The organism is Nocardia sp. NPDC041819 (genome assembly GCF_055590505.1).
The window spans coordinates 520,393-533,017 of record NZ_JBVJAP010000001.1; the positions used below are offsets into that span (position 1 = coordinate 520,393).

The 12,625-nt window shown below is 67.3% G+C and carries 10 protein-coding genes and 1 pseudogene; 8 read left to right on the top strand and 3 right to left on the bottom strand.

Annotated elements, in window-relative coordinates:
- The first annotated feature begins 200 nt into the window (after window positions 1-200).
- From ACZ6DL_RS02390 to ACZ6DL_RS02420, 7 genes and pseudogenes are all read left to right on the top strand, one after another.
- The gene (locus ACZ6DL_RS02390) at window positions 201-1,484 is read left to right on the top strand and encodes a site-specific integrase (RefSeq protein WP_466048508.1); all 1,284 of its coding nucleotides are present in this window, start codon (window positions 201-203) and stop codon (window positions 1,482-1,484) included.
- Window positions 1,481-3,280, top strand: coding sequence for a hypothetical protein (locus ACZ6DL_RS02395; protein WP_466048509.1), 1,800 nt, complete (start codon window positions 1,481-1,483; stop codon window positions 3,278-3,280). The genes ACZ6DL_RS02390 and ACZ6DL_RS02395 overlap by 4 nt, the downstream gene beginning before the upstream one ends.
- Window positions 3,277-5,430, top strand: a complete 2,154-nt coding sequence (locus ACZ6DL_RS02400) for an integrase (RefSeq protein WP_466048510.1) — start codon at window positions 3,277-3,279, stop codon at window positions 5,428-5,430. The genes ACZ6DL_RS02395 and ACZ6DL_RS02400 overlap by 4 nt, the downstream gene beginning before the upstream one ends.
- Window positions 5,427-5,828, top strand: coding sequence for a hypothetical protein (locus ACZ6DL_RS02405; protein WP_466048512.1), 402 nt, complete (start codon window positions 5,427-5,429; stop codon window positions 5,826-5,828). Before ACZ6DL_RS02400 ends, ACZ6DL_RS02405 begins: the two co-directional genes overlap by 4 nt.
- A gap of 678 nt (window positions 5,829-6,506) precedes the next feature.
- Window positions 6,507-6,977, top strand: a pseudogene (locus ACZ6DL_RS02410) (magnesium chelatase subunit ChlI family protein); the annotation flags it as partial.
- Window positions 6,978-7,759: 782 nt separating this feature from the next.
- The gene (gene dprA, locus ACZ6DL_RS02415; protein WP_466049525.1) at window positions 7,760-8,902 is read left to right on the top strand and encodes a DNA-processing protein DprA; all 1,143 of its coding nucleotides are present in this window, start codon (window positions 7,760-7,762) and stop codon (window positions 8,900-8,902) included.
- Window positions 8,903-8,956: 54 nt separating this feature from the next.
- Window positions 8,957-9,880 carry a tyrosine recombinase XerC gene (locus ACZ6DL_RS02420; RefSeq protein WP_466048513.1) on the top strand — a complete coding sequence of 308 codons (924 nt, stop codon included), beginning with the start codon at window positions 8,957-8,959 and terminating at the stop codon, window positions 9,878-9,880.
- A gap of 98 nt (window positions 9,881-9,978) precedes the next feature.
- Here the strand turns inward: ACZ6DL_RS02420 and ACZ6DL_RS02425 are convergent, their stop codons facing one another.
- Entirely contained in the window at window positions 9,979-10,221 is a 243-nt protein-coding gene (locus ACZ6DL_RS02425) for a hypothetical protein (RefSeq protein WP_466048514.1), read from the bottom strand.
- A 620-nt stretch (window positions 10,222-10,841) separates the two neighbouring features.
- Between ACZ6DL_RS02425 and ACZ6DL_RS02430 the strand changes: the two genes are divergently transcribed.
- On the top strand, window positions 10,842-11,372 hold the full coding sequence (locus ACZ6DL_RS02430; RefSeq protein WP_466048516.1) for an FHA domain-containing protein: 531 nt from the start codon (window positions 10,842-10,844) through the stop codon (window positions 11,370-11,372).
- 38 nt (window positions 11,373-11,410) lie between these two features.
- On the opposite strand, the gene ACZ6DL_RS02435 is transcribed toward ACZ6DL_RS02430, so the two are convergent.
- Both ACZ6DL_RS02435 and ACZ6DL_RS02440 read right to left on the bottom strand, forming a co-directional pair.
- Window positions 11,411-12,076 carry a chymotrypsin family serine protease gene (locus tag ACZ6DL_RS02435; protein WP_466048517.1) on the bottom strand — a complete coding sequence of 222 codons (666 nt, stop codon included), beginning with the start codon at window positions 12,074-12,076 and terminating at the stop codon, window positions 11,411-11,413.
- Between the two features lie 208 nt (window positions 12,077-12,284).
- Window positions 12,285-12,590, bottom strand: coding sequence for a hypothetical protein (locus ACZ6DL_RS02440; RefSeq protein WP_466048519.1), 306 nt, complete (start codon window positions 12,588-12,590; stop codon window positions 12,285-12,287).
- Window positions 12,591-12,625: the final 35 nt, after the last annotated feature.

Below are 12,625 nucleotides of genomic sequence, written 5' to 3' on the forward strand. Positions count from 1 at the left end.
ATGGGTGGTATCTCGACTTCTACGATTTCCGGCGGGAGTTCGTATCGATTGAGGATCTGGTTTCGGGTGTAGGTGATGTCCGTCGGCGTGCCGAGCGGAACGGGGCCAGGCAGGGAACGCCGATCTTCCTGGATCCGGTCGGCCGAGCCGATCCGCTGGTGAACGCGTTCTGGCGCGATCCGGAGATTCGGGGTTTAGCGGTGAGCACGCGCCGCCGTTATGCGCGCTCCTTGCGCGTCTGGCTGAACTTCCTGACTGCGGTGGGTGTTCGGTGGGATCGGGCGAGTCGCACCGATCTGGCGGCGTTCAAGGAGTGGCGGTTGTCGACCGAGGACAACCCGAAGCATGTGGCGCCGAACTCGTTCTGCCTGGATCAGGCCGCGATCCGTCGGTTCTACAGGTGGGCGTCGTCGCAGCATGGGGTCGAGAACCCGGTCCGGGTGCGGGTGATCGGTGAGACGTTCTTCGGGGTCGAGAAGGTGGCGTTGGAGAGCACGCCGGCCGGAATTCGGCGGGCGGATGTGAAGTGGTTGACGCCGGAGGCGTTCCGGTTGTGGTGCAACCTGGGTCTGCGAGGGTTCACCGCGGCCGGATTGCCGGCTGAGAGTTGGGTCGGCCGGACCGAAGACCGCGACGTCGCTTTCGCTGAAGGTTTGTTCGGCACCGGGATGCGGTTGGGAGAATGGTCCAGCCGCCTCACGATAGAGATGCCCGAGCTGGTGACCGACGGGCTGCTGCGCGGTTGGGTGGCCTCAGCTTGCGCGAAACGTCGTGCTGGGCGGCCATTTTGGATGCGGCGCCGGGTTGCCCAGCTGGCGCGGTTCTACGCGGAGGAAGGCGGGCGGCCCGCGGCGGTCGTTCGTGCTCAGCGGGCAGGACGCTACGAGCGAGTCCAGGATCGCTGGATGCTGCGGCGCGTCGTCCGCGAGGGCGTCATCGAGGTCATCGATGATAGTGGCGTCCGTCGTGAGGTGCGGGTCGACGCGATGGAGCCGCAGTTGCGGATGCGGCTGTTCCGGGAAGGCCCAGCAGGGTTGGAACCGGTGTGGTTGTGGTTGAACCACGATGGAACGCCGCGCCCGAAAGAGGCGTGGCACAAGACCTTTGCACGCGCGAATACCCGGGTGGCGAAGGCGCTGGATGGTGGGCGGTTGTGGTGTCGTCCGCACATGCTGAGACACGGGTTCGCGTTGCGGTGGTACTGCATAGCGACGTTCGTGGCCTGGCAGCGCACGAATCTGCTGACCGAGAAGGAGCAGCGCGAGTTCCGTCATCAGGTCGGAGACGTGTGGTTTCTGCTGGCCACCTTGTTGGGACACCGCAGCGTCGAGACCACGCGTGAGGTCTATTTGGAGCCGTTCCAAGCGTTGCAGATCGAGCAGTTGATCACGTTGATGGACTCCGACGACCGCGCCGCGCTCGAACGGCTGGCCGAGACGCTGGGCGCCGGAAATCCGCGAGTGCTGTCGGTGGCCGGGGCGTGAGCGGGGCGGGACGCCCGGCGGCGCTGCCGCCCGCGGGCTGGCGGCCCGCGCCGCGCCGCCACGGCCTGGTGGTCGAGTTCGTCAGCGAGGACGGCAGCCAGCACCACACCTACGATTTCGCCACTTTGGTTTGTCGAGCGGAGATCCAGCTGGAGTTTGCTGTCGCGTTCGACACCGCGACCGGGCCGTTGGGAACCTGGAAACGCCGAGCTGGGGCCGAAAACCTCTGGCAAGCCGCCCGCCAGGCTTCGCGCTGGCTCGCCGACGACCGGCCCGGGTTGACGAGCCTGGCGGACTTGAGCGCGGCCGACACCCGGATGATGCTGTATTCGCTGCGCGTTCCGAGCGGGCCGGGACTCGGGGTCAGTCTGCGCGCGTTGTTGCGCTACAGCCCGGTGCTGTCCGAGCAAGCCCAGCAGGCGCTGTCGCGCGAGAGTCTCATCCGGAAGCCATCGGCGCGCCAGCCCTACACGGCCGAGGAGTTCCGCCGCATCAACGTCGTCGCCCGCGGCGTCGTCCACCGGGCCAAGCGGCGGCTGCGCACGCACTGGGCGATGGTCGCCGACTACCGAGCCGGCGTGTTCGACGACCGTCCCGAGACCGACCCGCAGCGCTGCCTCGCCCACACGCTCGATCACTACGCCCGCACCGGTGACTACCTGCGCACCCCGACGGGCGCCTACACGAGCACGGCGCGGCGCGCCGTCACGGCCGCGGACGGGCAGGCGCTGCCTGCGCTGCTCCATCTCACCAATGCCGACGCCTGGGCGTTCGCGGTGCTGCTGGCAGGTCTGACCGGCCTGAACCGGTCGGTGGTGTTCGATCTCCCCGCACCTCACCAGATGGCCACCGCGCCGGGAGAACCCGGCATCGCACTGGTGCGGACGAACAAACCACGCCGAGGGCGACGGTCGGCGATGACGCTGCCGCTGACCGGGCTACCGCCCGAGCTGCGGTTGCCTCCGCACGACAAACGCCGCCGAGATGTGCTGAACACCTCACTGACCACGGCATTCGGGGTCTACTCGCTGCTGATCGAGCTGACCGAGCCGGCTCGCCAGAGGGTGAGCGGGCAGCTGGCGTTCGTCTACTACAACGCCACGACCAATCGCGGCACGGCTTCGGTTCTCAGACAAGGGTTTTGTCCTGGCGTGAACTGTCCGAAATCCCGGCGAGCCTGGGTGAGGGACTGGATGACAGGCGACCAGGCGCACGACGACCTTTTGACGGGAATCAGCTTCGACCGGCTGCGCAAAACCTACCTCGAACAGGTCCGCAAACCCGTCGCCCACACCCCGGCCACGCTGGTCCGCTACCTGCGGCGCATGCACAAGGTCACCGGCGAGGGATTCCAGATCGTCCGCGAGGCCCTCGACGAACAAGTCGCCGACGCGGTCGCTCGCCGACGCATGAGCGTCGAGCCGAACTCGGGCGAGCCGGAATCCGACACCGCGACCGACACTGTTCTGGGCAGCTGCGACGACTTCGCCCACAGCCCTCTCGACGGCGGATCGCCCTGCCGACAAACCTTCCTGACCTGCCTGGACTGCACCAACGCCCGAGCGCTGCCCCGGCACCTGCCCCTGCAACTACTGGTGCTCGATCATCTGCGCACCCTGCAAGCCCGGGTTCGGCTCGAGCGATGGATCGGCGAGTTCGCCGGTCGCGTCGCTCAACTGGAAGACCTGCTCAGCGCCTACGAACCCGCTCAGATCGCCCTCGCGAGGACCAAGATCACCGATGAGCACCACCGCATCCTGACCCGACTGTTCTCCGGAGACCTCGACCCCCGATGACAACTCCCGCCCTGACACGCGACCGGGTCGGCAACGACCTGGTCGGCCCCGCCACCGCCGTCTTGCTGCGCCGAGAAATCCACATCGACGCCGCGGCAACGACTTTGCCCATCTTCAGCGACGACCGCTGGGACATCGCCGCAGCGCTGGCCGACCGACACAGCCCCGGGCAGGCCATCCGTTGGTCGGGGTTCCCGGCCGAGCTGCGCCACGCTTGCAAGCTTTATACCTTCGCTTTGATCAACACCGTCGACACCCCGCCACGGATGCCCTATTCCCGCAGCCCGGTTCCCAACCCGAAAACGATCTGGAGCTGCCTGGCCAAGTTCCGCATATTCACGCACTGGCTGGTCGAACACGGCATCACCTCCTTCGACCGCGTCACCACCGCGGACCTGGACGCCTATCTGGCGTTCGTCACCGGCCGCGCCGGCGCGACGACAGGCTGGAAACGCGGCATGCTCCTGTCGGTTCAGCGCATGCAGCTCTATCGTGACCTGCTGCCCGAGTTCTGTCGGCTGCCGGCCGGGCAGCTCTGGGGCGGGGCGACAGCCGCTCAGCTTGCCGGGGACGTCACACCCTGGATGGGCGCAAATCGCACTCCCCGCATCCCCGCCGACATCATGGAGCCACTGTTGTCGGCCGCGTTGTTCACCGTCGACACCATCGCCGCCGACCTTCTCCCCGCCGGACGTCGGCTGCTGACGTTGCGCCTGCTCGCACAGCAGATCGCCCCCGACATCCGACGCAATCTGACCCGCATCACCAAATCGCAGCACAAGATCACACAGGCGCAACTGGCCTGCCTGCTCGCCGGAATGGCCGATGCCGGGCATCCGTTGCCCGGCAGGCGGGAAGGACCAACCACGATGATCGACCTGGCCGGACTTGCTATCGGGGGCTGGCTCCCGCGCAATAGGCTGGAGCGACAGACGGCGCAGCAGATGCTCGCCGAGTCCAGCCTGCCGATCGAAGCCGACCTCCTACGAGCCATTCGTTTCAGCGGGATCGACGGCCGGCCCTGGCGAACCGAACCCGTCGAGGGCATGGAGCTGGTCAGGCTGCTGCGGCGGGTGATGGCGGCCTGCTTCCTGACCATCGCCTACCTATCGGGCGTCCGCACCGGTGAGGCGCTGAACCTGCGTCACGGATGCATCAGCCACGACCGGAAACTCGGCCTGACATTCATGTCCGGTGAACAGCTGAAAGCAGGCGAAGAGCGCCGCGAACGCTCGCCCGCAACGATCCCATGGGTCGTCACCGAACAGTCCGCCCACGCCGTCGCGGTCCTGGAAGCCCTCACCCCCGGCCCGCTGCTGTTTCCGACCGGTGAGCTCTACTCCCAGCAGTGGCTCGTTCGCGGCGCCTCCCGCACACGCACTTCGGCCCAGATCAACGACGACATCAACGAGTTCATCAGCTGGTTCAACGCCGACATCGCACCCGTGATCGGTCATCCGGTGATCGGCGTCGATCCAGACGCCAGGATCCTCATTCCGCAGTTCCGCAGAACCCTGGCCTGGCACATCGTCCGAAAGCCGGGAGGAACCATCGCCGGCGCAACACAGTACGGTCAGGTCGGCGAGCAACTCATCCTCGGCTACGCCGGCCGCGCCGACGCCGGGTTCACCGACGAGATCGCCTTCGAGCAATTCCTGGCACGCGCGGAAGCAATCCTCGACGACCACCAGCGCCTCGAAAACGGCGAACGCGTGTCAGGGCCCGCCGCGGAGGAATACCGTCGTCGCGTCACCGCGGGGAGCAGGTTCGCTGGCCTTGCCATCACCACGAAATCGCAGGTCGCGAACGCGTTGTCGAACCCGGACCTGCAAGTCCACCACGGCCCGCTACTGACCTGCGTCTATCGGGCTGCCACAGCGGCCTGCCGAGAATCCACCGACGCCGACACCGGACCGTCCTGGCCACGCTGCCGCATGAGCTGCATCAACATCGCCCGCACTGACCGCGACATAACCGAACTACACCAGCACATCCGAACCTTGACCGCCGAACTCGACATCGACGGACTGCCCGCCCCGCTGCGACAGCGCATCGAGGAACGGCTGGCCGCACATCACCAGGCCATCGCCGAACACAACGCCAGCCATGCACACACCACGACGAGCACCGCCGACAGGACCCTCGAATGAGCGACGACCGTCTCGCTGAAGAAAAACAGAAGCTGCGCGATGCAGCCCAGCGACTGCTGGCAGGGACCCCGCTGCGCAGCAAAGGGAAACTCACCGTTGCCGGACTCGCAGCCGAAGCAGCGATCGCACGCCACAGGCTCTATGAACATCACGCCGAACTGATCACCGAATTCCAGACCGCCGCCATCGGAGGCCCGACCCCACCAAACGTTCAAGCGCTGCAACAGCAACTCGCCGACGCCCTCGCTCGCGAACAACAACTGCTCACCGAGAACATCACCCTCGGCAACCGAGTCCGCACACTGACAGCGGTGGTCGTCGAACTGACCCAGGAAGCCAACAGCAACAACATCGTCCCGATCCAGCGCGTCGGAGGACCACGGATCAAGGTCAACTAATCCGTTCACGATCGCTGACATCGCCCTTCGAACTTGCACCCCGTGAGTCCTCGGGTCCGGTCATCGCCGAACCCGAGAACTTACAGCCAGTTACACGAGAACAGCGATGACTCCCAGCAGCACGAGTCCGATCGTCAGCACAGCGCCGACTGTCTTCAATCCGCACCAAATGGCAATCCAAATGCTGGCGACAATGCACCACGAGATGATTCCGGCCACCAGCCCGCTGACAACCGAGCACGCAAGCAGCAGAAGCAGGACCAACCAAATCGTTGACGCTGAAAGATGCATGGACTACGACTCCCTGAGCGAGGGGGTCGAGAGTCGGAAAATGGCACCGCTCACCGACTCTCGACCCAAAACTGGGTGAGATGTCGGGAACAGGCCTAGGCGCTAGCCTCTTACCTCAGTGCTTCAGCGAGTCTTCCGGAGAGGGCTCCGGAACTCTTTCTGACCGAGTGGACCGCACTACCTGGTTATCCGTTCGGCCGAGACACGCGACCGATTAACCCTGAGCAACTGACCTCCGAGTGTTGGTTCCATCAACAGCCAGCTGCCTACAGGCATACTCCCACACCCTTAAGGCGAGTCTCAACACACCCCGCTAGAACTCTGCGTCGGTGATCAAGTAGCCTGCCTTCGCCGGATTCCGACACCTGTCGGTTGGGTGAGTGAACAGCCAACCCCTGTCCCTGCGCCCCCGCCCGCGACGTCGACTGCATCTGCGCGCCCCTGGCTCGCCGCCGCTACCTCGGCAAACTGTCCGGGCCGCTGATGGATCGGATCGACATCTGGGTGCGGATGCACGGGCAGTCCGGCGCGGCGTTCAGCACCGACGCGGCCGAAAGCAGCGAGGTCGTTCGCGCCCGAGTCACCTCGGCGCGTCGCGCCGCCGCCGAGCGCTGGCGTGAGTACGGATGGCTCACCAACGCCGAGGTCCCCGGTCACATCCTGCGTCAGCGGTTCCGTCTACCGCGCGAATCGCTCGCCCCCGTCGAGGCCGCGCTGCGTCTCGGCCGCATGTCCGCGCGCGGTGCCGACCGGGCCATCCGTGTCGCCTGGACCATCTGCGATCTGCGCGGCGGCGATCTGCCTTCGGCACAGGACGTTCTAGCTGCATTGAACTTTCGTCAGCGGGGCGCGCAATGAGCGCGCGGGAGCCGACCGCGGGCGCGGCAGCGGCGGTCTTTGCGGCGGATATGCCTGCCGCAGTGGGCGCGCCTGTGGCTGCGGATGCGCCCGCGGCGCGGAACGTGCCTCCAGCGCTCCAGACGGAGCACCCGGCTGTGGCGGTCGAAGCGCCCACGGATGCGAGTGTGTCCAGGACAGCCGATGTCCCTGTGGCCGCGAAGGTAATCGGGGCGGGTGTGCCGGGGGTCGCAATCGTGGAGGGGGCAACGGATGTCCCTGTGGCGGCGGATGTGCCGGCAGCGCGGGACTCGCTTCCAGTGGTGGTCGCGCCCCGGATGGAGCACGTGGCTGTGGCGGTCGAAGCGCCCATGGCCGCGAGCGTGCCTAGGGCAGCGGATGTCCCTGTGGCGGAGTCTGCGGCCGGGGCGATCGACGTTCGCGCGGCCGCGAGTGCTCGTGCGGCGGTGAACAAGCCCGCGATGCTCGATGTGCCCTGTGCATCCAGTGCGCCCGGGGCGGTAGATGGGCACGCGGCGGCAAACCGGGCTGGGTTGGGTGAACTACCCACGGCCGCCAGTGCGCCCGTGGCGGTGAGTGCGGCTGGGGTGGTGAGTGCGGCTGGGGTGGTGAGTGCGGCTGTGGCCGCGAGTGGGTCTGTGGCTGCGAGTGCGAGTGCGGTTGCGTCGGTGCCTGCGGTAGTGGACGTGACGGGGCTCGTGAGTGTGCCTGGGGTAGGGGATGTGCTTGCGGTGGCGAGTGCGCCTGGAGTCGTCGTCGCGCCCGCGTGCGGGTCGGATTCCGTGGCCGGCGAACACGATGCCCGGAGGCTCGCCTGGGTGTACCTATCGCGGGTAGTGCAGGGGCCGTGCGCGCCGCTGTCGGCGCTCATCGAGTCGGTGGGGGTGGTCGAGGCGGCGCGGGCCGTACGGGAGTGCGTGCTACCCGAACCGCTGCGCGGGCCGACGGCGCAGCGGCGCGATGTCGACGTGGCGGCGCGGGATCTGGAGGCCATCGACCGGATCGGCGGGCGTGTGGTGACGCCGGACGATCCGGAATGGCCCGCCTGGCGCATGCTCGGTCTCGCGCAGCTCGAGCCGGGACGGGATCGGGACGGTGCCGTGCCGCTGGTGCTGTGGGTGCGCGGCCCGCGCTCGCTGCTGGAGTCCAGCGAGCGCGCTGTGGCGGTGGTGGGTGCGCGGTGCAGCACCGGGTACGGCAACCGGGTGACGGGGGAGATCGCGGGCGACCTCGCCGCGCAAGGATGGACCATTGTCTCCGGGGCGGCGTTCGGGATCGACGCCATGGCGCACCGGGCGGCGCTGGCGGTGGAAGGCCGCACGATCGCGGTGTTGGCCTGCGGCATCGACCGGCCTTATCCGGCTCAGCACGCGAGCCTGCTGGCCGACATCGCCGAATCCGGCTTGGTGGTCAGCGAATACCCGCCCGGTGTCACCGCGCAGAAACACCAATTCCTCGCCCGGAACCGCTTGATCGCCGCCTTGGCCGATGGCGTGCTCGTCGTTGAGGCGGGGCTGCGCAGCGGCGCGCGCAACACCGTCAAATGGGCACGCCGTCTCGGCCGTCCCGCCCTGGCCGTGCCAGGCCCGGTGACCTCGGCCGCTTCGGTGGGCTGCCACCGCATGATCCGCGATGGCGAAGCCCTCTTGGTGACCAGGGCCGAGGAAGTCGCCGACGAGGCGGGGCCGCTGCGGCTGTCGATTCCCGGGGCGGCGGCATGCGGTAATCCGGAGGACCAGTTGACCGAAGACGAGGATTTGGTCTTCGCCACGCTGCCGAGAATCGGTGCGCGATTGCCACTGGAGGTGTCCCGGCAGTGCGGATTGCCACTTCCGGTGGTGCGTGCGACGTTGTCCGCCCTCGAATTGGCGGGACTGGCGACGAGTGACGAAAGCGGTTGGCACCGAACGGCGCGTCGCCGATGAACGCGATCGGCGCGGTCGCTTGCCATCCGGACCGCGGGTCGGGACGGTGGAAGCATGGAGGAACTGCCCGAAGATCTGGAAGCGCTGCTGCTCGAGTACGGCAGGCATCTGCGGCTCGGGCGCAACCGGTCGGAGCACACCGTACGCGCTTACCTGGGGGACGCCCGGTCCCTGCTGGAGCATCTGTACACACGGTCGGCCGATTCGGCGATCCGCGAGCTGGACCTGCTGTTGCTGCGTTCATGGCTGGCGCAGCAAGCGGCGGCGGGCGCGGCGCGAACGACCGTGGCCCGAAGGGCGTCGTCGGCGCGCACGTTCACCGCCTGGCTCACCAGGACCGGACGGTTGCCCGCCGATCCGGGGCTGCGGTTGGGTTCGCCGAAAGCGCATCGCGTCCTTCCCGCCGTACTCGGCAGGCAACAGGCGCTGGGTGCCATGGACGCCGCGGAATCCGGCGCCGCGCAGCGCGATCCGATGGCCTTGCGAGATCGGGCGATCGTGGAATTGCTGTATGCCACCGGCATCCGGGTCAGCGAGCTGTGCGGACTGGACATCGAGGACGTGGATCGCGAGCGGCGGGTGGTGCGGGTGCTCGGCAAAGGCAACAAAGAGCGATCCGCGCCGTTCGGCACGCCCGCCGACGAGGCGGTCGGCAATTGGCTGCGCTATGGCCGTCCCGATTTCGCCACCGCCGCGTCCGGCCGGGCGCTGCTGCTCGGCCGCCGCGGCAAGCGTCTGGATCAGCGCCAGGCCAGAACCGTTGTGCACGAGGTGGTCTCGGCCATCCCCGGCGCACCGGACCTCGGCCCGCACGGTCTGCGGCACACCGCCGCCACCCACCTCCTCGAAGGCGGGGCGGACCTGCGTGTGGTCCAGGAACTCCTCGGCCACGCCAGCATGGCCACCACTCAGCTCTACACCCACGTCTCCATCGATCGGCTCAAGAAAGTGCACGACCAAGCCCACCCCCGGGCTTGACGGCGCGGTCGCGATGGCCGGGATGCCGCGCACCCGGCCGGGGTACTCCGTCCCCGGCGCGGGTAAGCGCAACACCGGACGAACGACAACCGGTCGGCTCACGGGCTCACGTAATAGTGCACCCGAGCCTCCGTCCATCCGCGGTACGCCAGCCGCCGGGCCCGGTGTGCACCTGCCGCCAACCGCGTCGTTCGTACATAGCTATCGCCGCCGCGCCGTCGGACGAGACCGTGAGCACGGCGCGCTGCCCCCGATCCGCCGGCCATGCGCGCGGCCGCGGTCAGCAGTTGTGAACCCACGCCCGCTCGACGCGCGGCCGGAGGAACATACAACCGGATCACCGAGACGACGAACTCCGTGCCCGCCGATCAGCGCACGATCTCCGGCAGCACGCCGCCTGCGCCGAGTCCGACGTTTCCGAGCTCGGTCTGGTCGCGCTCCGCGACGACCGCCGCGAGGAGCTCGGGGGTGACAGCCGACCCGCCGGATCAGCAGGCCAGACCTCCGGATACCGGTCGCGTTCGTAGACGTGGCGAGTGCCGCGGTGCAGGCGTCGAGGTCCGCCTCGCTTCGCAGTCGAATGATCACCTTCGTCCGACCATTTTGAGCCGCTCACCCGCCGAGTCGCCCGTAGTAAGACCGATTGGTCGGTTTTGCCGCTTTTGTCGTGCCCGAAGGTTCGCTTCAAGCCCCGCTCACGCGGGGAAGTAGGCGAATCCCTATGTGATCGGCCCCGGGAAAGCGCACCCTTAAAGTAGCGAATCAGTGCTCGCAGTTCACGACGTACGAGTGGAAAGACCGAACGATGTCTACGTTCAGCGGACCACAGGCCCTGCGTCGCGGACTATACCCACTGACGGGGCAGTCCGCGTGGCCACGTTCTGCCGTTCCTTCCACTTCGCCCCGACCCGTTGTGCAGGAGAGGGTACGCGAGATTTCTCTCGACGGCGGCGCGTCCAGAATGACGATCGGGCGGTCCGGCGCGGCCGATATCGCCGTGCCTTCCGACCCGACCGTATCCCGATTGCACGCCATTATCGAGCGCGTGGGCGGATGTTGGGTCATCGTCGATGACGGTTTGTCCAAGAATGGGACATTCGTCAATGGCGAACGCGTCGGCGGGCGGCGGAAACTCGGCTCCGGCGACACGATTCGCGTCGGTCGGTCAGTGTTCGTCTTTCGGGCCGACGACTCCGACGAAGAAATGACGCTTGCCCATTCCCCGCTGCCGACCCGCAATTCGCTGACCCCGGCCCAGCATCTCGTTCTCGAGGCGCTGTGCCGCCCTTACGACGCACACGACGGGTATTCGTACCCCGCCGCCAACCGGCAGATCGCGGACGATTTGTGCCTGAGTCTCTCGACGGTCAAGACGCACATGCGGGCGCTGTTCCGGATATTCCAGGTCGAAGCCCTACCGCCGAACCAAAAACGGCTGTTCCTGGTCGAACGCGCTGTCGAATTGGGCATCGTCAGCGACCAGGAGAGGTAAGGCTCCGGCTGGATTTGCCAGCGGTGGTCCGGGACGGATCAGATCGGTTGGAACCCCGCGCCCGCGCCGCCGCGCGCGTTCACGTCCGCGACGACCGCGGTGATGTCGGTGCCGAGTTGCGGTCCCAGGCACGGGACGGCCAAGTAGCCGCTGACCATGCCGACGAGCGTGGTCCCCACGACCAGCGGCGCGCCCGAATCGCCCTCGACGACGCATGTCTGGGTCCACGTCCTATCGCCGCCGGTGAACACGTCGCCATAGGCTGCACCGCAGGTCCGGCCGGTTGTCCGGCCTTCCTTGCATACCGTGTCCGGCGGTCGGGCGGGCCCGCCGATGGCGGTGATAGTGGTTCCGCCCACCTGGTTGACCGGGGCGACCTTCGCCGGATCGAACTCGATCACGGCATAGTCCATGGTGTCGTCGGAGTAGGCGATGGTGCCGACGGTACCGGCGTCGCGATTGCCCTCGGCGACGATGGCGGCATTCGCGTCACCGCAATGTCCCGCGGTGAAACCGACCAGCCGGCCACCGGAGTCGCGCCCGATCGTGGTGAGCGTGCAGATGTTCTGACCGCCGACGACGATGCCGGAGCCGCCACCCAGAACGGGCGAAGTCTCGGCTTGCGCGGTCCCGGGTGCCCCGAACAGCGCTGTGGCCGCGGTCAGAGCCGCTGCAGCGCCCACGAGTTTCCTGAACTTGGTCATCCGGTAATTCAACCGCACTTATCCGTGCGTCACGATTGATTCGCAGATGTTTCCCGGTCGGGGGCGCCTCGGCGAACTGCGGAACGAAATTCGCTGCTTGCGTCTCGACGCACGGCCGGACCGGGAGCGGCCGACACAAACGAGACGCCTCGGGCGTGCGGCACAGCCCGAGGCGCACTCGTCTTCGAGGCGCTGCCTACGAATGCGATCAAGCGGCGCAGACGAACACGGCAACCGCGTTGACCACCGGTGGAAGCAGCAACAAAGGAGCGCAGAAAATACCCAGCGGCCAAATCAGGCCCAATGTCGCGGGCTCGACCTGAACCGGTACCGGTTGATCCGCCACTTGCACAGGTCCCGGCGTCACTTCCGGTGTGGCGGAAGCGAACCCTGAACCCAGGGCGATGATTGGTGCGAGCGCTACCGCCGCTGCCGTTACGCGCATTTTGTTCGTGATCATGATGTCTCCAGCGTTTGATTGCTTCACCAGCCCTCGTTGGTTGAAGGCCGTCATAGTGAACACACATCAACTCTTGTCGGCGGGCGCGC

Coding starts and splice junctions, on each gene's coding strand:
- ACZ6DL_RS02400 (WP_466048510.1), top strand. CDS start 3,277: ATGACAACTCCCGCCCTGACACGCGACCGGGTCGGCAACGACCTGGTC.
- ACZ6DL_RS02405 (WP_466048512.1), top strand. CDS start 5,427: ATGAGCGACGACCGTCTCGCTGAAGAAAAACAGAAGCTGCGCGATGCA.
- ACZ6DL_RS02420 (WP_466048513.1), top strand. CDS start 8,957: ATGGAGGAACTGCCCGAAGATCTGGAAGCGCTGCTGCTCGAGTACGGC.
- ACZ6DL_RS02430 (WP_466048516.1), top strand. CDS start 10,842: ATGACGATCGGGCGGTCCGGCGCGGCCGATATCGCCGTGCCTTCCGAC.
- ACZ6DL_RS02435 (WP_466048517.1), bottom strand. CDS start 12,076: ATGACCAAGTTCAGGAAACTCGTGGGCGCTGCAGCGGCTCTGACCGCG.
- ACZ6DL_RS02440 (WP_466048519.1), bottom strand. CDS start 12,590: ATGACGGCCTTCAACCAACGAGGGCTGGTGAAGCAATCAAACGCTGGA.